Here is a 20,645-nt window from a genome sequence, read left to right as displayed (position 1 = left end):
TGCTTATCGACGCTCCTTGCTACCCAACCGTGCCTGACGCTGACGGGTGCAGGCACGGTTAGCGAACATCAGGGGTGCAAAGCACTACCGCTATTTGGTAATCGAAACCTTCGCGGTTGCGCCTTCTTTGATTTCCAGGCCTTCAGCTTCGGCAATCTTCATGGCTTCTTCAATTAAGGTTTCCACAATTTGTGATTCTGGCACAGTCTTAATGACTTCACCTTTCACAAAGATCTGGCCTTTACCGTTACCTGAAGCCACACCAAGATCAGCATCGCGTGCTTCACCAGGACCATTGACCACACAACCCATCACGGCTACGCGCAATGGAAGATTCATACCTTCTAATGCCGCAGTGACTTCTTCTGCCAAGGTATACACATCAACTTGCGCACGACCACATGATGGGCACGATACGATTTCCAAGCCACGTTCACGCAGGTTCAACGATTGCAAGATCTGGTCGCCAACCTTGATCTCTTCTTTCGGATCTGCTGATAGAGAAACGCGAATAGTATCGCCAATGCCTTCAGAGAGCAACGCACCAAAAGCCACTGCTGATTTAATCGTGCCTTGGAACGCAGGACCTGCCTCAGTAACACCGAGGTGCAATGGATAATCGCACTGTGCAGCAAGTTGGCGGTAAGCCTCAACCATAATTACAGGGTCATTATGCTTGACAGAAATCTTAATATCGCCAAAGCCATGATCTTCAAAGAGCGATGCTTCCCACAAAGCAGATTCCACCAGTGCTTCTGGCGTGGCTTTGCCGTATTTTTCCAACAGACGTTTATCCAGCGAGCCAGCGTTTACTCCAATACGAATTGGAATACCAGCATCGCGAGCAGCGTGCGCAACTTCTTTGACGCGACCATCAAATTCCTTAATATTGCCAGGATTCACACGCACCGCAGCACAGCCTGCATCAATAGCTGCGAAAATGTACTTTGGCTGGAAGTGAATATCAGCAATCACTGGAATTGGTGATTTCTTCGCAATAAGTGGCAGTGCTTCTGCATCAATCGTTTTCGGACATGCCACACGAACAATGTCACAACCACTCGCGGTTAATTGTGCGATTTGCTGCAAGGTGGCATTGACATCATGGGTTTTTGTCGTGGTCATCGATTGCACAGAAATCGGATGATCTGAACCTACGCCAACGTTTCCGACTTTTAACTGACGTGTTTTCCGACGCGGAGCTAAAAGTGGTAGCGGTGCTTCTGGAAGGCCAAGACCAATTGGGGTAGACACGAAACAAAAACTCCTTGAACAAATGTAAATACCAACGAGATGCTGATCAGATGGTCGTCGTCAAGCAAGCGCCATTGAACAGGGGTTGGAACAGGTGCATGATCACTTGTATGCCACGATAGTACCACTGTTGGTGAGTCGAAGATCGCTAGGTGAACCTAAATTCTCCAACTCACCAACAAAACACTGCTGTTAAATAAACGTTCGCACCTTGGCGAAGATCTCTGGATAGTGCCCTTCTACTCGACGAATCGCAAGTTTCATTGCAAATGCGTAGAAAGCCAGCACAATGATCAACGAAACTATAATTGACACAGCAATGAACACGGTTTTTCCGGTGATGATCGCATAGATTCCAAGAGCGATACCAGGAATTAGCGGTGGCCAAATAGCAAATAACAAAATGAGGGCATTGAACAATGCAGATCCTGATGCACCCGAGCGGTCATGAAATGGATTTGTACCAGGAGTCGCCGTTGGGAACGGATTATACGTGCTGAGCAACAACCCAATGCTTCCACCAACAAGGCATGCAGCAATGCCATGGCCAATGACCATGATTGCGACCTTTGGTTCAAATAACGCAACCGTTGCCAGAAGATAGATGCAGGCATAGGTATACGGAATCACCACGGATGCGAAATGACGAGCTGGCACTAAAACTCGTGCTGGGACGCTACTGGTTAAATGGATCCAGTTTGCAGGGCCATCGTAGCCATAGTCGTTCATGGCCAGTGTTGCAGTGACATAGACCAACACAAACACGCCACTGAATCCAAAGGCTGCAGATTGGCTGAACCCGAAGTAGAAAAACACCATACTCATCGCACCTAGCATGAACAGCTGCGTGTTTTGCCTGGAATCGTGCAAGATATTGCGCAGCGATCGTGAGAAAATTGCACTACCTGGGGTGGCGGGTAATCCTGGGAGTAGCAATTTGCGCTGCTTGGCGCCACTGGTATGGGTGCTTCGCGTGGTTTCAACTGCAAGCGGGGCAATGAGATGACGTGCGGTATTCCAATAGAACACGATCACGATGGCGCAAACGGTGGCAAGTGTGAGGATAGTTCCATAAGCAGCGTGTCCATACTGCCCGTTGAGGATTCCCACAATGCTAAGCCCGGGTGCTCCAAGTGGTGTCCACTGCAAAATCGCGCCAATCTTGCTAAAAGATAAAAACGAAGATTGCGGATCTGCCACAACTTTCAAATACAACACGAATAACAGCAGCATTGCACCGATTGAGAGATAGCTGCGCTTATCTTTGACCGTTGAGGCGGTACTTGTGCTAGTCAAACTTCCAACTAAGACTTCACCTAATCCTAAAGTCAAAAAAGCGCTGGCGATCATAATCACAATCGCCCCAATGAGCAACGGCCAAGAAAATAAGCCTTGTGAAATGCTCAAGACTATGGTGAGCACAAGTGTTGCGGTCGTGCTGATAATCACCAGGACACTGCGAACTTGTAGCAGTTGAAGCAGCATTAATCGAGGTGCCAATTCGCGCACTGAAATTGGATATGGCGATAAAGCCTCGGGAGTAATTTGGGTTTCACCGGCTGGGTACATCACAGCGGCAATCAAATAAATAAGTATGCCAAATGCAATAATGCCTGGCAGCGCTTGATGCTCACCATTGAGGAATTCAGTGCTAAACGAAAAGAGGAAAAACGCAATGCCAATGCTGCCATAGAACAAGAGAATGCCAGCCATGACCATTGCGGAAGTATTCGAGCGCAATGAGCGCCAGAGTAGTTTCAGTTGCAGTGTGACTAAAAGTTTGGTCAGCCCCTGATGGCGCAAAGTGTTCGTGCGTGGCATTTATGATGCCTTTCCATCGTTGGAGTTTTCTTTCTGCAACCATTCCAAGGCTTGTGTATCAAGATCGTGGCCGCCAACTGCACGCACAAACAGATCAGTGAGTGAGCCTTCGCCACGCAGCTGCGCAACGGCACCGGTTACGCACACAGCACCTTGATGAATAATAGCCACATGGTCGCACAGGTTTTCCACCAGTTCCATGACATGCGAACTTAATACGACGGTGCCGCCACGTGCTGCGTAATTGCGCAGAATTTGTTGAATAATCCGGCTTGAAACGGGATCAACTGCTTCAAGTGGTTCATCGAGAATCAGGACTTCTGGATTATGCAGCAATGCACCAGCTAATAAAATCTTCTTTGTCATACCTGCTGAGTAGTCAGCTATACGACGATCGTGTGCTTCATCTAATTCCAGTGTGGCTAATAATTCAGCTGCTCGTGTCCTGGTTTCTGCTGGATCAAGGCTATACAGAGCACCAATATATTCCAGATATTCTTGGCCAGTCAGGCGATCAAATACCGGTAAACCGTCGGCAAGCAATCCCATTGCAGCCTTGGCAGGTATTGGATCAGTCCAGATATTATGTCCAGCGATAAATGCCTCACCTGCATCAGGGCGCATCAGTCCGGTTGCCATATTCAGCATGGTGGTTTTACCTGCACCATTTGGACCCACAATGCCAAAAAGTGAGCCGCGTGGCACGCTGAGATCAAGGTGATTCACAGCGATAAAACTGCCGAATTTTTTACACAGGCCGCGGACTTCAAACGCAGGGGTAGTCGCGTCGTTGATCATCGTTCAAGCTCCTTTTCAGACGCAAAACGGTGTTTGAGCATGTAGTTTTATGAGATGTTCGTGCTGTTGAGAGTGATTGTGAGCGCGTACAACAGGTGCGCATGAGGGGTCCTTTTGCGCCTCGTTGGTAAGCGACTGCAGCATCGGCGAGAGACTGCTTCGTCGGCAAGCTCTTACAACAGCAGAGCACCTACGAGACGCACTTTCTTATTGAACATCAACGCAAATTATACAATAGTCGCTGCGCAGCGCACTGTAGCTGCAGAGACGAAACGCTGTATTCCAAGCAATGTACCGTAGGTTCGCAGTAGTAAGAATTTGCTGCATCTTAGGCGTGCATCATGGCTACTTCACTGCGCATACGTGATGGCAGTAACGGTAACGTTGCAGAGAAGAACGCTACGGTTACTGTCATACGGTACACACGTACAAATATTTAGCCGAACATGCGAATTGGATTCACCAGGTCTGCCAAAATAACCAATACACCAACGCCCATGAGCAGTGCTACTGCAGCTACCGTTACCGGCATCAGCTTTTCGTAATTCACAGGTCCTGCTGGTGCAAGTCCTCGCAGCTTACGGAATTTATCGCGCACATATTCATAGAGCACAACGGTAATGTGCCCGCCATCGAGTGGCAGGACTGGTAATACGTTGAAAAATGCGAGGAAGAAGTTCAAACTCGCAAGCATGAGGAAGAACATCGGCCACATGGAGCGTTCAACAAGTTGTCCACCGACATGCGTTGCGCCAACAACACTAATTGGGCTTTCAGTGTCGCGTTCGCCACCGATGATACTTGCTACCACACCTGGAAGTTTTGCAGGGAATGCTGCTAAACCGCGTGCAGTGTCTTGCACTAAGGCACTGCTAAATTGAGCAGTCGCTCCAACTGCTTCGAGCGGATTATAACTCCGGAAGAACTCTATCTGTGCGCTGGTGACGCCGATCGTACCGATAGTGGTTGCCGTACCTTCAGGTGTTTGCAATTGGGTTCGATGCGGAGTCACGACCACCTGACGTTGTTCACCTTGGCGTTCAATGCGAAACGCGATTGGTGTGTCAGGGCGTTCACGCACATACATGACAAGATCGGCAAATGATTCAAGGTGTTGATCATCCGCTGCGAGAATGCGATCGCCAACGTGTAGACCGGCTTGTTGTGCAGGACTATCCTGCTGGCAACTCTGAGCTGCCGGATTACGTTGCTTGTCTTGCTGAGCTGCGATCGTATCGCGAACACAGCTAAACTCGCCGACCACTGGGGTGAGATCTGGATGAGGATCAGGTAATCCAGAACTTACAGCCAAGCCATATAAAATAGTAATGGCGAGCACCACATTCATAATGATGCCACCGAGTAAGACGATCACCCGCTGCCACCAGGGCTTATATAACATGGCAAATGGGCGTTCTGCCTCGGTGAGTTCATCTTGGTTTGTCATACCAGCGATATCGCAAAAGCCACCAAGAGGAATCAGTTTATACCCATAGACGGTTTCCCCGCGTCGCCAAGCAAACACGGTTGGACCAAAGCCGATGAAAAAGCGGCGAACTTTCATTCCGAAAAATCGTGCTGCAGAAAAATGCCCAAATTCATGCAGGCCGATGGTAAGCGCGATACCAACGGCGAACAGCACGACACCTAAGAGATATGACCACATAGCTGAGTTACACTCCTACGAAGCGATGCTGTCAAGGTATTGATCGGCAAGCAGACGCGCCTGCGTTTCACTGTGCAACACATCAGCGATCGACTTTGGCGCCACTGCAAAACTTTCAGCGTGTGACACGACGTATGCGACTGTATCGACGATTTGTGGGAAATGAATTCGACCAGCTAAAAATGCTGCTGCAGCCTGCTCATTTGCCGCGTTATAAATCGCAGGATATGTGCCGCCGCGTGCTGCGACAGTGCGGGCAAGTTCAACTGCTGGGAATGCTTCATTGTCTACTGGGGCAAATTCCCACGTCGCAGCCAATGAAAAATCCAAAGCTGGCTGGGATTCTGGCACACGTGCTGGCCAGTTCAAGGCAAGGGCAATTGGCAGTTTCATCGATGGCGGCGAGGCTTGTGCAATCGTCGCACCATCGACAAAGGTGGCCATTGAGTGCACGATCGACTGCGGATGGACCGTGACGTCAATGTCATAAGGATCAATATTAAACAGCAAGGTGGCTTCGATAAGCTCGAGGCCTTTATTGACTAAGGTCGCTGAGTTTAGGGTGTTCATCTGTCCCATTGACCAGGTTGGGTGCGCTGCTGCTTGTGCTGGGGTAACGTCCCACATCTGCTCGCGCGTCCAACCACGAAATGGTCCACCTGAGGCAGTTAATACCAAGCGTTGTAGCTCGCCGCGATCTCCTGATCGGAGGCACTGCGCCATCGCGGAGTGTTCAGAATCGACAGGAATAATTTGACCAGGTGCGGCTTGTTGCATGACCAGATCACCACCGGCCACCAGTGATTCTTTATTCGCCAACGCCAGATACGCACCAGATTCTAAGGTGGCCATAGTTGCAGCCAACCCAAGTGATCCAACAAGGGCATTTAATACGATGTCGGCCTGAATGGTTTGTACCAGCACTGTTGCAGCATCACTGCCACTGATCACTCCAGTTCCAAGCGCTGCTTCAACTTCGCGAGCTGCACCAGATTGTGCAACCGCAATCTGCGAAGGCGTTAAACCCAACGCCCTAGCTTGGGCAATAATTGCAGCAACATCGCGCCCACCAGCAGCAATACCCACGACTTCAAAACGATCAGGGTTAGCATGGATAACTTCCAACGCTTGCGTGCCAATCGAACCGGTTGAACCTAAAATCAGAATTTTTCGTGTCACAGTTTCTATTGTTCCATTATTTTGCCAATCATGTCAGCTAGCCGATCATAATTGCAGTAAGAACCTACTTCTGATGAAAGTTGGAAGTTCTCATACCTTCCTGCTTTTCGACGCCTGACGCCTCCACCTATCGCGGAAGGAATAACAGATAGCAAGATAGTTGCACCAAAGGCTTCACACTTACCCCCTTTCCGTGTATCAACTTTCGTAGCATGTTTCCAGAAAAATCGCGGAAAATGCAGCTTTTTACCATAAAATACCCTCGTTTAATGTGTGCTACAACACACATTAGAGTTTACAGTCACGTTATCTCGCATTTAATCTCGTGTTATGCCAAAATAGTAAAGGATTCTAGATGTGCTGATCATTGACAAACTTCGATCAGTTGGCATTATCAACCACACTTTTGTCTTGTGATAAGTTCTTATCCTTGACGAAAGCATGAGATAAGGAGAAGAACGTGGCAGGTTCCCACGCGATCGCCCCTGAAGTACATAATGGTGTCTCTACTTTGGATGAGCCTTCCGCAGCTTGGGGTTGGCACCATATTGGACTAGGCGCTACCCAAATTGCAGGTTGGGTTTCTGTATTCATCTTGCTCGGTTACAACTTTGGTAATCACAAGGGTCACGTCGAGACTGTCTTCTTGTTCCTGTTTGCAGCGTTGATTGCAGTTGGGTTGCTACTACAGATGTTCCCTCTCAGCGGAACCCAAGTCAAGACTGTGACTGCACGCAACAAGCCAGTTGGCCACAAGGAGCCAGATTGGACTTACCTGCAGGCTACCTGCACTGGCCCATATGCAGAACTTACCGATGATCAGCTGCGCGCATTAAACATCGACCCAGCTCGTGTCGCACATCTTCGTTCTTTGGAAGCATAAACTTCGACGTTTGTTCTTAACTTCCCTCTTTGCCATAGCGCAAAGAGGGATTTTATATCTATGTATACGCTTAAGTTGCCGACCTCTTAGGCCCTTATCACGTATTACAGCTGCCACTGATGACTGATACCCATACGCTGCTATCACTCAATACATAGGAGGGTTACTACTCACGATCACCATAATAATCGTGAGCATGTGCTCCTTAATATGCTGATTCAGTAGCCTTGTTCACCAAAATCTGAAAATAATTCAGACCGCTGTATTCAATCACGCTGAGCACTCGCTCACCACATGTAAACGCACAAGTTGCGCGAGTACTTCAGTATGCATCACAGTTGTTGTTGCGAGACGCGCACAGTTATCCGTCAGTTCGTTCTTCTGCTGCTAACTGACCACAAGCTGCCGCAATTTCTTGGCCTTTGGTATTACGAACAGTACACGTCACGCCTTGTGCACTCACCCGTCGCACAAACTCATCTTGCTGCGCTTGTGGCGAAGCGTCCCATTTCGAACCTGGGGTTGGATTCAGCGGAATCAGATTCACGTGAACCTTCGCCCCTAAAGCCTTGTGCAATTTTTTGCCAAGCATATCAGCACGCCAGCCTTGATCATTCACATCACGGATCAATGCATATTCAATCGAGACGCGTCTACCGGAACGATCAGCATAATATGCTGCCGCATCGAGAACTTCTGCAACCGACCAGCGATTATTCACCGGCACGAGAGTATCGCGAAGTTCATCATCAGGAGTATGCAGCGAAACTGCTAAGGTCACCGAGAGGTCTTCGTCGGCAAGCTTGCGAATTGCAGGCGCTAAGCCAACAGTCGAAACGGTAACATTGCGCTGTGAAATGCCGAAACCATCTGGTACCGGTGCAGTGATTTGGCGCACTGCGCTGACAACGCGCTTGTAATTGGCCAGTGGCTCACCCATACCCATGAAGACGATATTCGAAAGGCGACTTCCTTCTGCTTCCATGGTTGCTGCAGCAGCGCGTACCTGATCAACAATTTCGCCAGTCGAAAGGTTACGATCTAAGCCACCTTGGCCCGTGGCACAGAATGGGCACGCCATGCCGCAGCCGGCTTGGGAGGAGATGCATAATGTCGCACGATTTGGATAACGCATCAGAACGGATTCTAATAAGGTTCCGTCGTGAAGCTTCCATAAAGTTTTTTGGGTTTCTCCATCATCAGCTTCAACAACCCGAACTGGTTGCATAAGTTGTGGAAACAGTGCTTCAGCGACTTGCTCACGCGCTTGTGCTGGCAGATCCGTCATGGTGCGAGGATCTGCTTCCATCCTGCCGTAATAGTGTTTTGCGAGCTGATTCGCCCGAAACTTCGGAAAACCGAGTTCTTGGAGGGTCGCAATGCGCTCGTCTTTGGTGAGGTCAGCAAAATGTTTCGGCGGCATGCTGCGACGCGGAGTGGAAAAATTTAAAGGGATGGAAGTAGCCATAATCTTTACATCATTCCATGTTTAATCTGAAAAATCGATTTAGGATGGCCTTGGTTTGTACAGAAAATGTGAAAATACGAACTGCTGAGAGATTTGATAGGGCAAAAATATGATTTTCGTGTGACAAGGTTGTCTTTATGGATATTTTGCCGTTGAATAGAAGTTATGACTGAAAACATTCAAAGCAATAGCGATGACCATACTCCCGCAACACCTGAGGCAACTGAAGACGTCGTAGCTGTTCCAGCAGCCTCTGCTACTTCTCCAGCAGCCTCTGCTGCTTCTCCAACACCAGCTCTTGAGGAATTACAAGTCAAAACTAGCTTCGCTGGCGGCACTTGGATTGCGCTGATTGCTGGCGCATTACTGTTAATCGCGTTGTTGGTGTTTATCATGCAAAATCAGCAGCAGCTCGATCTTACAATTTTTGTGTGGCAGTTTACCTTGCCAGTTGGTATTGGCTTCCTCTTAGCTGCTGTAACAGGCGCACTGATCATGGCATTCGTTGGCGGTGTTCGTATGTTCCAGTTGCGACGCCAAATTAAGAAAATCCGCGTACAACTTGCCGCTACGCAAGATTAATCCACTATTTCGCACATCGAACGCATACAGCCGCATGATAGCACCGATACATACCGGTGCTATCATGCGGCTTGGCTGTACGTACACTGTTGCACAGGTTCTACGCGTATACCTTGCTGGATATGCCTTGCTTTACGACGCCGCTTCAGCGTTGTGAGCTGCTAAGGCTTCCATATTACTGTTGGACTAAGGTTGTAGCCATGCACGATATTCTTGCTTGAGCATGGCGTGCATTGCTCGAATTCACCACAGTCTTCATCCATGTACGCATACCATGAGCACATTGCAGTAGCAGCGTTACGCGGCAATAGCGCTCATGAGCAACCATGTCACCATTGCAGATGGCAGCATGCCATCGAGTCGATCCATCAGGCCACCGTGTCCTGGAATCATTGCAGACATGTCCTTAATACCAAGTTCTCGCTTAAATTGCGATTCGACCAGGTCTCCCAAGGTGGCACAAATAACTAATCCAAGGCCAAGTAACAGTCCTTCATACCATTGATGCCCGAGGAAATACCACACCATTCCAGCACCAGTGAGTGTGCCAAGAATTACTGATCCGGCAAATCCTTCCCAGCTCTTTTTCGGACTCACCGCTGGTGCCATCGGATGCGAACCAAACATCACCCCTGCAATATATCCGCCGGTATCTGATGCGATCACACAGGCAATAAAGCTGATGATAAACATCGTGCCGGTGACACCGTTTTTATCGGTTAGTTGCGACATCATGGCGGCAAACGAGCCAAATAACGGAATCCAGGTTAATACGAAGATACCGGTTGCAGTATCGCGTACGTAATTTTGTGGAGTTGCTGTTCGCCCTTGCACAAATAATCGGGAGAACATCAGCAACAACACTGCTGTGACGAATCCAGACACCAGGCCTTTTGCACCGAATGGCAAACTCATCCACACCATCAGCTGGCCACCAAGTAAGAGGTTCCAGCGCTGGATCACATAGCCGCGTTCATTGAGCCTGGATAAAACTTCCCACATTGCCAAAAAGATGCCAATTGAGACCAGTGGATACCAACCATGTGGAATCACAAAAATTGCGGCAAGCACGATCGCAACCAGCCCAATGCCTACAGGTATTGCGACTTTTAAATCCCTACCGGCGGAGTTTTTCGGACGTGGCAGATGCCTTGACTGTTTCGTCATAAAATACGAGTACTTTCTCATTCCTAATCCAAGCACAACGATTACGCGAACACTTGGCCAGGAGATGTATTCTCACTTCCCTATTTCAGCATTCAACTCTGATATAGGTATAACCTCACGCTTGTCACGTGAGGTTATAAGTGCAGCGGTCAAACTTTAAACTTCCAGCAGTTCCGCTTCTTTTTTCGAAACAACTTCGTCAATCATCGCAACATATTTCGCGGTGATTTTATCGAGTTCCTTCTCAGCTGCGTTGACTTCATCTTCACCAGCAGCGCCATCTTTTTGAATCTTCTTAAGCTGATCCATGCCTTTACGACGCACGTTGCGGATCGCAATCTTGCCATCCTCGCCTTTGGCTTTCGCAACTTTCACCATTTCTTTACGACGCTCTTCGGTCAGCTGTGGAATGGTCACACGCAACACATGGCCGTCGTTGGTTGGGTTAACACCAAGGTCGGAATTGCGGATAGCATTTTCGATCTCTTGCATCATGCTTTGCTCATATGGCTTGATCAGCAACATGCGTGCTTCAGGAACCGAGATGGTAGCCATTTGAGTAATTGGAGTTGGAACACCGTAGTAGTCGGCAATAACACCATTAAACATTGCTGGATTTGCACGTCCAGTACGAATGTTTACCAAGTCTTCACGAGTACGATCCACCGAGGTAGACATGTGTTCTTCGGACTCAAACAGCACTTCATCAATCATGAAATATCCTTATAGCTCAATACTTTTGCAAATTACGATCTACACCTGGCTGCTTCATTTATATCAGTGATATATTCCGACAGATATAAAGTTGCAAACCATCGCAAGAATACATAATTTACTTGGTTCTTTGTTAACAATATCAGTGCTGCCCAGTCTTTCCTACCTCCAGCACCTGGTTTGCTGGAGAAAAAAGACTGGACACCCCCTTTATATCAGCGTTTGGCCCAGTTTCACCTGAACATTTTTGCCGATATCAGACTGATATACGAAAACGTGAAATTCGATTAGGACTGAACCAGCGTACCAATACGTTCGCCAGAAACTGCACGTGCGATATTGCCTTCAGTGAGCAAATTAAACACCAAAATTGGCATATCGTTATCCATGCACAGTGAGAATGCGGTAGCATCTGCAACCTTGAGTCCACGCTCGATAACCTCACGTGGGGTAATCTCATGGAACAGCTCAGCATCTGGGTTCACACGTGGATCATCAGAGTATACGCCATCTACACCCTTGGCCATAAGCAAAACTTCGCAATCGATTTCCAAGGCGCGCTGTGCTGCAGTGGTATCAGTTGAAAAATATGGCATACCCATACCGGCACCGAAAATAACCACACGTCCCTTATCGAGGTGACGCTTGGCACGAAGTGGCAAATATGGCTCAGCAACCTGTGCCATATTAATTGCTGTTTGTACACGGCAGTCAATACCTTCCTGCTCTAAGAAGTCTTGGAGTGCCAAACAGTTCATCACAGTGCCGAGCATGCCCATATAGTCGGAGCGGTTACGGTCAAGGCCACGTTGTTGTAGTTGAGCGCCACGGAAGAAGTTACCGCCACCGATAACCACAGCTACTTGTACACCATCGCGTGCAACACTTGCGATCTGGCGTGCGACGTTGGACACTACATCAGGATCAATGCCTACAGCTCCACCGCCGAACATTTCTCCTCCGAGTTTAAGCATGACTCGCTTGTAGCCATTTCGTGTAGTGCTGGTATCAGACATCGTGCTTAGCCCTAGGCCTTTCTGAAATTGAAGGATTTTTTCGAACCTTTGTAGCTTGCAGATCACTGTCATGTCTATGACTGTCAGTCATGCCACAACAATAGGAGTCTGCATACGTGATCGCCACAACTGATCTCAAAGTCAATATTCTACCTTAGAACAACAGGAAAGTATGGTTTGCATTGGAGTACAACATAGGTTGTCATTCGAAATAACCTGCATAGATCTCTGGAGGTGTGAGAAACATCAAGCAGTACCGTAGAAACGTTAAAAGATTTTGGCATGCAAAAAGCCAGCAAGTGTTTTATTGCTTGCTGGCTTAATGGTTGAGCCTAATCCTGACTATAGAAACTCAGGCAGGCGCTATGAAATTAGTGCTGACCAACTTCGAAGCGAACGAAACCGGTGATGGTGACACCAGCTTCATCCATAAGCTGCTTGACGTTCTTCTTGCTGTCAGAAACAGAAGGCTGCTCAAGCAAGGTAGCATCCTTGTAGAAACCATTGAGGCGGCCTTCTACGATCTTTGCGATTGCAGCTTCTGGCTTGCCTTCCTGGCGGGTGATTTCCTCAGCGATGTTGCGCTCTTTTTCAACAACTTCAGCTGGAACATCTTCGCGAGACAGGTAAGCAGCCTTCAATGCAGCAACCTGCATTGCAGCGTTGTGTGCAGCAGCTTCAGCAGCTTCGCCTTCACCGGTGTATGCAACCAAAACGCCAACAGCTGGTGGCAGGTCAGCGGAACGGTGGTGCAAATATACCGAAAGCTTCTCGCCTTCCAAGGTTACTGCACGACGCAGCTCCAACTTCTCACCGATCTTTGCAGACAGTGCCAAGATAGCTTCACCAGCGGTGGTGCCATCGACCTCAGCTGCAAGCAACTCTTCCTGAGAATTAGCCTTAACAGCAGCAGCTGCCTCAGCAACCTTTTGTGCGAATGCCTTGAACTCAGCGTTCTTTGCAACGAAGTCAGTCTCAGCGTTGACCTCGATCATGGTGTTGCCAGAAACAGCAATCAGACCCTCGGAAGCATTACGCTCAGCGCGCTTTCCGACGTCCTTAGCACCCTTGATGCGCAAGATTTCAACAGCCTTTTCGAAATCGCCAGCGGTCTCTTCGAGAGCCTTCTTGCAGTCGATCATGCCGGAGCCGGTGATTTCGCGCAGCTTCTTAACGTCTGCAGCAGTGTAGTTCGCCATGTGGGGGCGACCCTCCTCTGATATTAGGGGTAAATGAAAGTTTTTCTCATTCAGAGTACTGAATTTTCATGTACTCCGCGCGCAATTCATAATCATGACAATTTTTTCGCTCATAATTATGCTGCGCTCGCAGGCAAAAAGACCTGCGATACCAAGCCTATGCAATGCAAGACTTTCACTGTTTAATTCGCATACCCTTGAAACAATTATGTGCAGAAAGCGCCCAATTCCCCTTAAAGACCCTCGCCTATGCGATAAGGGGCATTTTAAGAACGAACTGAGCGCTTCAACATAGCGTAAAGGTATACGTCAAACTAAAAAGTAGTGATGAAGTGCAGCACTTGTAGATAGAAGTATCACTGCTGCACATATCGTTATTTTACTTTTCAGCCTCAACAGCGGCCTCAGCAGCAACCTCAGCTGGTGCCTCAACCTTTGCAGCTACCTCAACAGTCTCGGTCTTAGGATCGCCAGCTGCTTCTTTTGCAGCAGCCAACGCGCGCTCTTCACGAGCTTTCTTGCCCTCGATAACAGCGTGAGAAATTACACGAGTCAAAACAGAGATGGAACGGATAGCGTCGTCGTTGCCTGGAACTGGGAAGTTCACGACATCTGGGTCACAGTTGGTGTCGAGCACAGCAACAACTGGGATGTTGAGCTTGTGTGCTTCGTTTACTGCAATGTGCTCTTTGTTGGTGTCAACAACCCACAAAGCGGAAGGAACCTTGGTCATCTCAGCAATACCACCGAGAACGCGCTCAAGCTTGGTGCGTTCGCGGGTCAGCATGAGGATTTCCTTCTTGGTACGACCGTCGTAACCGTTTTCAGCCGCATCCATTGCCTGAAGTTCCTTCATGCGGTGCAGACGCTTAGAAACGGTCTGGAAGTTGGTGAGCATGCCACCCAACCAGCGGTGGTTCACATATGGCATACCAACGCGCTCAGCCTCGGTAGCGATAGGCTCTTGAGCCTGCTTCTTGGTACCAACATACAAAATGGTGCCGCCGTGAGCAACAGTTTCTTTCACGAACTCGTATGCCTGATCAATGAAGGTCAAGGTCTGCTGCAAGTCAATGATGTAGATGCCGTTACGCTCAGTGAAGATGAAACGACGCATCTTTGGATTCCAACGACGGGTCTGGTGACCGAAGTGAACACCAGAATCGAGAAGCTCGCGCATGGTTACAACTGCCATGGTGCTTCCTTTCTATAGTAGGCTTTTGGTTTTCTTCTATCACAGGCTTTCCCTGTGTCCTAGCAATCAACACCGCCACATCACACCACAAACAACTTTCAAGCAAGAAGAGTGGACCACGTGATGCAGATATCGGCTCTGTACCAAACGCATCAAAAACGATGACGTTGAGGCACACGATCGTGACTGCGCGTAGTCAATGTATTCTTTTCACATTTGATCGAGACTGATAAATTGCGTCAAGACACACTGCCATCTGGGTATTCTAATGGAGAAATCCGCGGTGAACAAATGCACCACCATAGATCACAGAATTTCTTCATCGACAACAATCTACAAGGCTGTAATTTTCAATACACATCACGTCGCTCACAGTGGTATCAAATATGCTGCTCGCAACTTGAGTGAGTTTGACGTGAAATATATAACCATGCATCAGCGTCTCTGGTTTTCGTACATATTTATAGGCATCTGGCTTTTGTGCACTATACACATAGCTCTGATCTCACCCATTTCTGTTCATGCACAAGCACATCAGGTAGCCGAATTTGTCAATCCAGTAACTGGTACCCAACGCCGACCGGTAGTCTTACGTCGTTTTCAGAATCCTGCTCAGCGTTGGCTTACTGGACATCGAGGCGTTGATTTAGCAGCACCTCCTGGCAGTATCATATATGCAGCAGGAACCGGCACAGTACTGTTTGCAGGCGTGATTGCAGGTACTGGAACAGTTTCAATTTTGCATGCAAATGGTTTACGTACCACCTATCAACCGGTATCCCCTATGGTCGCCGCTGGTGATGCAGTTGCTGCAGGAGAGCCAATTGGATTGTTACTCGCTTCAACGACTTCGTGGCCTGGATTGCAATGGGGTGCAAAATACGGAGCAGAAGACTATATTAATCCCCTCTCACTGCTCCCGATTCCAATGATTCGTCTCAAACCTGTTGCAGGTTATGCTCGCGGGTGAGCTTGTTGGAAGGCTTGACTTAATCGCTGAGCAGACACATGCGTATAGATTTGGGTAGTTTGTAAGGACGCGTGTCCAAGCAGCTCTTGTACGATACGTAAATCTGCACCGCCGTCAAGCATATGCGTTGCAGCGCTATGGCGCAGTGCGTGTGGACCAAGACCATCAATATGAACTGCACTGCCAGCTTGTTCCACGATTGCTCGTACCACTCGAGGATTGATTCGACTGCCGCGAACCCCTAAGAAAAATGCTTGAGTGGGACGTTCTGGTTTGAGAAAGTGGCTGCGACTGTTGTCTTGCCATTGCAGCAGTGCTTGGCAGCACGTTTGTCCAAATGGTACCACTCGCTGCTTATTACCTTTACCGGTCACCACTACAACTTTGCGTGCGAAGTCAAAATCGCCAAGATCAATGCCACAAAGTTCGGAGACACGAATACCCGTGGCATAAAGTAACTCTAAAATGGCACGATTTCGGATATATTCTGGCCCTTCAGTGTCATGAGAGGCGTCCACGAGCGCGTCAATTTTGTCGACCGGAACGACTTTCGGCAAAGTTCGGCCAACTTTCGGGGTTTTCAATCGTGCTGCAATATCGACCTCGATATAACCTTGCCTCCTGCTCCACGCTGAAAATGCTCGTGCTGAAGCGCTCCGCCGTGCAATCGTGGCACGGGATTTGTGCGCTTCAACAGCGGTTGCCAACCAGTTGCGCAGATTTTCCAACGTGAAATCCGCATAGGTTGGATATTGCTGAGCAAAATCAAGTAAGTCTGTCCGATAACTATGAATTGTCGCGGGAGAACGTCCAACAATCAGTTCCAAGTGGCGTGCAAAATCTGCGATCGCTTCTTGTAGTTGTCCCGTGGCACATACAGCGTCATCAGGGCGGCTCTTGATCATGGTTGTTAGCTTAGTGGCGCATGCTTTCAAACCACAATTATTTGCTCACAGCACCAACTGCTGCCCAAGAAGATCTACAGTGCTGCATTATTCTTCTACGTGTTCCAAACGTTTCCAATATTCTTGTTCACGAATCACCAAACCTTTTCCAGCTAATTCCATTAGTATATGAACCGTTAAACCAATAGTTAGCCCACTCCTCGTTGCAATTTCGCTTGCTTTTGCAGGGCGCATGCTTGTTGCATCATAAACTTTGAGTTCTGTCTGAGTAAGTTTTTGCACATCACTTGCGGCGTAATCGAGCTCATACTGGCCATCGATATCTATGGCACCGATTTTATCCAGCAAGGCTACGATTTCTCGCGCACTCAGCACCATCGTCGCCTCACCATCACGAATTTTAACGAGACAGCCTAAACAATTGACATCTGTAATTGGACCTGGCACCGCCATTGTTACTTTGCCCAGTGCGGCAGCCCATTTCAAGGTGTTCAAGGCTCCAGAACGCCACGCGGCAGAGGTAATTACTGTTCCTTGACTCAAGGCAGCAATCAACCTGTTTCGTGTTAAAAATCGATGTCGTTGTGGTGGAGTTTGGGGAGGATATTCACTAATCAGTGCGCCTTTACCACTGGTTGCAATGCGTTGAAATAGGCGTGCGTTTCGAGTCGGGTACACACGATCAAGCCCATGCGCAAGCACAGCAATCGTCGTACCACCAGATTCCAAAGCTTCTTGATGCGCTGCACTATCAACACCAAATGCACCGCCTGAGACAATCGTATATTGTTGCTGAACAAGCTCATGAGTAATCTGGCGAGTCACGCCAAGACCATACTCACTTGCCGCACGTGTACCGACAATGCTGACACTTTGTTGGCATAAACTTGCAATATTTTCACCACGTACCCATAGAGCATGCGGCATTTCTGCATCGTATTGGTGTGTTTTGCTTTCCTCTTGACCTCGTAGTTTGGCAAAACCAAACGCCCGCTGAAACATCTCAGTGGGCCATTCTTGATCATCGGGAGTCACGAGCCTGCCACCTAATTTGTAATGTAACGCTAAATCTTGTTCGCAACGATCATAGGTATACCGTGCTTCGGTTGCTGCCAAAAGTGGCCCTAACCAAGATTCTCGTTTACGAATGGCATATGCCAACTCTGTTGCAGTTTTCCCTTGTTGGAGGTGCTGTTGCAGATGACGATTCGGACCTTCGATCACACGTGATAGATAAGCCCATGCAAGTAACTGTTCCATAGGTTATGCTTCTCCACTGTTTGTATTTGCGGTGCGTAGTTGTAAAGCGCGATAGACATGATCCAAGGTTGGAATTGCACAAGCTTCTAGATCTGCCAATGTCCAAGCAAGTTTGATGGCTCGATCAACGCCACGTTGCGTGACTGTACCTTGCGCTAAATAATGGCCAATCAGTGCCAATCCTTCATCATTCGGAGGGAAATTGCGCCTTAAGAAACTCGGAGAGACCTCGGCATTCAGCACGGTATCTTGGCCAGCGTTTTGCCAACGAAAACGAGCTCGATCACGTGCGGCTGCTGTACGTTGAGCGATCGTGGCTGAAGATTCGATGTCTTCATCAGTACCTAATGTGCCACGCGGATATGTCTTGGCGAAGATGTCGATTCTATCGCGTAGTGGTCCAGAAATATTGGCAAAATGAGTTTGCCGTTCGCGCGGTGAACAATGACATTGACTTGGATCTGATGCTTCACATCGACATGGGTTTGCAGCTAATACCAGTAAGAAATTTGCAGGAAAGACAATACATCGATGTTGCCGCTGCAACCTGACTTCACGTTGCTCAAGTGGTATACGTAGAGCGTCTAATACACGTGCTGGAATTTGGGTCACTTCATCTAAAAACAACACGCCGTGGTGCGCTAGGCTGACTGCACCTGGTTTCGCTTTACCACTGCCACCACCTATGAGCGCAGCTTCTGATAAACGATGATGTGGCGCAACAAATGGTGCCATTTCGCTTAAACTGTGCGTGCCCCATGCAATGCTTTGATGAATAATTGCGGTTTCTAATTGTTGCTGCTCTGCCAGCGGCGCCATAATCGTCGGTAAGCGTGCAGCAATCATAGACTTGCCGCTTCCGCGCGGACCGATAAAAAACACGTGATGGCCACCTGCTGCGGCAACTTCAGCTGCGTGTTTCGCTTCTGCTTGCCCTGAGATTTGATTCATATCCAGTTCTTTGGTGCGCATCATGTGCAAACTGCGCTGCTGACCTGGAGTAGGAAGATCTTCAGCGCCGCTAAGCCAACGAATCACACTTGCCAAATCAGGTGCTAAACGGACGTCAATTCCATGAAATCCCGCAACATCGGTTTCATTCGCTTGCGGTACAACGACGACGCGGCAGTGTTGCGCATGCGCGTGGACACATGCTGCCAATGCACCTGGCACACCGTGGAGCTTGCCGTCGAGACCAACTTCACCCATAAAAACAATTGAATCGAGATCGATCACAGGCGAAAGTCTTTGTTCTGCGACAATGATGCCAACAGCAATTGCAAGGTCAAAATGTGTGCCTTGTTTTGGTAAATCTCCTGGTACCAGGCTGACTATGACTTTGGTTTTCGGCCAGGCAAGTTTTTGGTTACGTGCTGCGGTTTTAATCCGGTCTTTTGCTTCATTGACGCCAGTCGAGGCCATGCCCACCATATAGACTCCTGGTAAGCCTTGACCGATATTAATTTCGACATGCACGCTATGAGTACCAATACCTTCAAATGCCACCGTTTGAGTTTTAGCAAGCATCTTGATCGACTCCTTGAAACCATTCCAATTGAGGAATCTGATAATCAGAAAACACAATGGTAATCAGATCAAAGCGCAGGTCGACGTATTCTTCATCCGCTAGCCACTGCATCGCGGCTTTGCGAAGATTGCGAAACTTGCGTGCATCGAAGGCTTCTGCCAATCCAAAAGCGGTGCTGCTACGAGTTTTCACCTCGACGAAGATGCGTTCATTACGATGAGGGCGTTTGACAATAATATCGATTTCACCGTTTGGGAATCGTGCGTTGCGTGCAAGGATTTCGTAGCCGTTATTCACCAGGTATTGCGCTGCAAATAGTTCTCCTCTTCTTCCAAGTTGATGAGCTTGGCGCGCGCGTTTGATTGTATAGTCACACAGTCGAGTTGCCGTCATAGATAATCACTCCACATAAAAGGCGAGAAAGGTGCATGCAACCGCAAATGCGATTACTACAAGCCGTTGTGTATTCAAGGGTGCGACGCAACAAGAAAACCGGCAAGCAGCACTTGTGCTACAAGTGGAAAACTGCACGGTATACGCATATTTCTGGAACGATTTCAGCAACAGTATCGTAGGCAGGAAAGTGAGATGAAAACGCACGTTGGGTGGGCAAAGAGAAAACCCTTTGGTTGGAATACCAAAGGGTTCTTAGGACAATACGTATGTATGTTTGAAGCTGGTGGACGACAGCAGCGTCGTCAAGCAGTCGCAGTTGATTATTCTGGAATCACAAATTCAGGTTTATCGAGCTCTTCGATATTGACGTCTTTGTAGGTGATCACGCGCACGTAGCGAACGAAACGCGCAGCGCGGTACATGTCCCACACCCATGCATCCGACATGCGGACCTCGTAATATACATCTGAACCATTGGTATGCGGAATCACTTCTACGGCATTTGCTAAGTAGAAACGGCGATCAGTTTCAACGACATAGGAAAACTGGCTTACCACATCACGATATTCGCGGTAGAGCGCGAGTTCGACTTCTGCCTCATAGTTTTCGAGATCTTCAGCACTCATATGGTGTGCTCCTCCCCT

Annotated in this window: 19 protein-coding genes; 3 read left to right on the top strand and 16 right to left on the bottom strand. The window is 48.5% G+C overall.

Features of this window, described 5'->3' with window-relative positions; translation table 11 throughout:
* Positions 1 to 90 precede the first annotated feature (90 nt).
* From ispG to dxr, 5 genes are all read right to left on the bottom strand, one after another.
* Positions 91 to 1,254 carry a flavodoxin-dependent (E)-4-hydroxy-3-methylbut-2-enyl-diphosphate synthase gene (gene ispG / locus NXS99_RS08065; RefSeq protein ID WP_259288159.1) on the bottom strand — a complete coding sequence of 388 codons (1,164 nt, stop codon included), beginning with the start codon at positions 1,252 to 1,254 and terminating at the stop codon, positions 91 to 93.
* Positions 1,255 to 1,446: 192 nt separating this feature from the next.
* A complete protein-coding gene (locus NXS99_RS08060; RefSeq protein WP_259288158.1) occupies positions 1,447 to 3,075 on the bottom strand; it encodes a hypothetical protein in 1,629 nt (542 codons plus the stop codon).
* Positions 3,076 to 3,873 (bottom strand): ABC transporter ATP-binding protein, encoded by a 798-nt coding sequence (locus NXS99_RS08055; protein ID WP_259288157.1) that lies wholly within the window; start codon positions 3,871 to 3,873, stop codon positions 3,076 to 3,078.
* A gap of 436 nt (positions 3,874 to 4,309) precedes the next feature.
* Positions 4,310 to 5,539 carry an RIP metalloprotease gene (locus NXS99_RS08050; RefSeq protein WP_259288156.1) on the bottom strand — a complete coding sequence of 410 codons (1,230 nt, stop codon included), beginning with the start codon at positions 5,537 to 5,539 and terminating at the stop codon, positions 4,310 to 4,312.
* A 15-nt stretch (positions 5,540 to 5,554) separates the two neighbouring features.
* On the bottom strand, positions 5,555 to 6,727 hold the full coding sequence (gene dxr / locus NXS99_RS08045; protein WP_259288209.1) for a 1-deoxy-D-xylulose-5-phosphate reductoisomerase: 1,173 nt from the start codon (positions 6,725 to 6,727) through the stop codon (positions 5,555 to 5,557).
* Positions 6,728 to 7,178: 451 nt separating this feature from the next.
* Between dxr and NXS99_RS08040 the strand changes: the two genes are divergently transcribed.
* Positions 7,179 to 7,601, top strand: a complete 423-nt coding sequence (locus NXS99_RS08040) for a DUF2631 domain-containing protein (protein WP_259288155.1) — start codon at positions 7,179 to 7,181, stop codon at positions 7,599 to 7,601.
* Between the two features lie 361 nt (positions 7,602 to 7,962).
* Here the strand turns inward: NXS99_RS08040 and rlmN are convergent, their stop codons facing one another.
* Positions 7,963 to 9,069 carry a 23S rRNA (adenine(2503)-C(2))-methyltransferase RlmN gene (gene rlmN, locus NXS99_RS08035; protein WP_259288154.1) on the bottom strand — a complete coding sequence of 369 codons (1,107 nt, stop codon included), beginning with the start codon at positions 9,067 to 9,069 and terminating at the stop codon, positions 7,963 to 7,965.
* Between the two features lie 165 nt (positions 9,070 to 9,234).
* Between rlmN and NXS99_RS08030 the strand changes: the two genes are divergently transcribed.
* On the top strand, positions 9,235 to 9,651 hold the full coding sequence (locus tag NXS99_RS08030; protein ID WP_259288153.1) for a lipopolysaccharide assembly LapA domain-containing protein: 417 nt from the start codon (positions 9,235 to 9,237) through the stop codon (positions 9,649 to 9,651).
* Positions 9,652 to 9,948: 297 nt separating this feature from the next.
* Here NXS99_RS08030 and NXS99_RS08025 read toward each other — a convergent pair whose 3' ends face one another.
* The 5 genes from NXS99_RS08025 to rpsB all read right to left on the bottom strand — a co-directional run bounded on the left by NXS99_RS08025 (position 9,949) and on the right by rpsB (position 14,942).
* Positions 9,949 to 10,818 (bottom strand): phosphatidate cytidylyltransferase, encoded by an 870-nt coding sequence (locus tag NXS99_RS08025; RefSeq protein WP_259288152.1) that lies wholly within the window; start codon positions 10,816 to 10,818, stop codon positions 9,949 to 9,951.
* Between the two features lie 156 nt (positions 10,819 to 10,974).
* On the bottom strand, positions 10,975 to 11,532 hold the full coding sequence (frr, locus tag NXS99_RS08020; RefSeq protein WP_259288151.1) for a ribosome recycling factor: 558 nt from the start codon (positions 11,530 to 11,532) through the stop codon (positions 10,975 to 10,977).
* A 287-nt stretch (positions 11,533 to 11,819) separates the two neighbouring features.
* Positions 11,820 to 12,548, bottom strand: a complete 729-nt coding sequence (gene pyrH / locus NXS99_RS08015; protein ID WP_259288150.1) for a UMP kinase — start codon at positions 12,546 to 12,548, stop codon at positions 11,820 to 11,822.
* Between the two features lie 371 nt (positions 12,549 to 12,919).
* A complete protein-coding gene (tsf, locus tag NXS99_RS08010; protein WP_259288149.1) occupies positions 12,920 to 13,747 on the bottom strand; it encodes a translation elongation factor Ts in 828 nt (275 codons plus the stop codon).
* 379 nt (positions 13,748 to 14,126) lie between these two features.
* The gene (gene rpsB, locus NXS99_RS08005) at positions 14,127 to 14,942 is read right to left on the bottom strand and encodes a 30S ribosomal protein S2 (protein ID WP_259288148.1); all 816 of its coding nucleotides are present in this window, start codon (positions 14,940 to 14,942) and stop codon (positions 14,127 to 14,129) included.
* Between the two features lie 478 nt (positions 14,943 to 15,420).
* On the opposite strand from rpsB, the gene NXS99_RS08000 reads away from it, so the two are divergent.
* Positions 15,421 to 15,912 carry a M23 family metallopeptidase gene (locus NXS99_RS08000; RefSeq protein ID WP_259288147.1) on the top strand — a complete coding sequence of 164 codons (492 nt, stop codon included), beginning with the start codon at positions 15,421 to 15,423 and terminating at the stop codon, positions 15,910 to 15,912.
* Here the strand turns inward: NXS99_RS08000 and NXS99_RS07995 are convergent.
* The 5 genes from NXS99_RS07995 to NXS99_RS07975 form a co-directional block, all read right to left on the bottom strand.
* Entirely contained in the window at positions 15,897 to 16,817 is a 921-nt protein-coding gene (locus NXS99_RS07995) for a tyrosine recombinase XerC (RefSeq protein ID WP_259288146.1), read from the bottom strand. The two genes, NXS99_RS08000 and NXS99_RS07995, sit on opposite strands and share 16 nt — an antisense overlap.
* Positions 16,818 to 16,904: 87 nt before the next feature.
* Entirely contained in the window at positions 16,905 to 18,077 is a 1,173-nt protein-coding gene (dprA, locus tag NXS99_RS07990; RefSeq protein ID WP_259288145.1) for a DNA-processing protein DprA, read from the bottom strand.
* Between the two features lie 3 nt (positions 18,078 to 18,080).
* Positions 18,081 to 19,604, bottom strand: a complete 1,524-nt coding sequence (locus NXS99_RS07985) for a YifB family Mg chelatase-like AAA ATPase (RefSeq protein ID WP_259288144.1) — start codon at positions 19,602 to 19,604, stop codon at positions 18,081 to 18,083.
* The gene (locus NXS99_RS07980) at positions 19,594 to 19,998 is read right to left on the bottom strand and encodes a YraN family protein (protein ID WP_259288143.1); all 405 of its coding nucleotides are present in this window, start codon (positions 19,996 to 19,998) and stop codon (positions 19,594 to 19,596) included. The genes NXS99_RS07985 and NXS99_RS07980 overlap by 11 nt, the downstream gene beginning before the upstream one ends.
* A 323-nt stretch (positions 19,999 to 20,321) precedes the next feature.
* Positions 20,322 to 20,627 carry a DUF2469 domain-containing protein gene (locus tag NXS99_RS07975; RefSeq protein ID WP_259288142.1) on the bottom strand — a complete coding sequence of 102 codons (306 nt, stop codon included), beginning with the start codon at positions 20,625 to 20,627 and terminating at the stop codon, positions 20,322 to 20,324.
* Positions 20,628 to 20,645: the final 18 nt, after the last annotated feature.

Origin of the sequence: Corynebacterium sp. HS2168-gen11 (assembly GCF_024834075.1) — a bacterium.
Lineage (GTDB): Bacteria > Actinomycetota > Actinomycetes > Mycobacteriales > Mycobacteriaceae > Corynebacterium.
The sequence above is the reverse complement of the archived record's forward strand: the minus strand, read 5'-3'. Positions and strand labels throughout refer to the sequence as shown.